The sequence below is a fragment of the Opacimonas viscosa genome (assembly GCF_024199005.1).
Classification (GTDB): domain Bacteria; phylum Pseudomonadota; class Gammaproteobacteria; order Enterobacterales; family Alteromonadaceae; genus Opacimonas; species Opacimonas viscosa.
Genome location: NZ_JANATA010000178.1, coordinates 1 through 264, shown reverse-complemented (window position 1 = coordinate 264; position 264 = coordinate 1). Strand labels below are relative to the sequence as shown.

Here is a 264-nt window from a genome sequence, read left to right as displayed (position 1 = left end):
ATGCTGCGGCGCACCGGCTTGTTCGCGATAAGGCTCAACGCGTTTCACTACCAAGTCTGCTTTTGGCAAAATGCCGAAGAACTCAGGTAATTTTGCTTTGATGTTGTCTAAGTAAACCGTAGTATCGTCGATATAACCCTGGCGACCCTCGTCGGTATTCGGATAGTAAAAACGTTCGTCAGTGACGTCAGACTTAATATAAGAAAAGAACTCATTCAACGTGCCGTCGAAGCCGACTTCGTTTTTCACTTTTTCCATTTCTGC

1 protein-coding gene is annotated in these 264 nt (G+C 45.5%); it reads right to left on the bottom strand.

Annotated elements, in window-relative coordinates; genetic code table 11:
* Positions 1 to 264, bottom strand: a 264-nt coding sequence (locus NLF92_RS13200) for a DUF885 family protein (RefSeq protein WP_254102692.1), incomplete at both ends; no start/stop codon positions are given.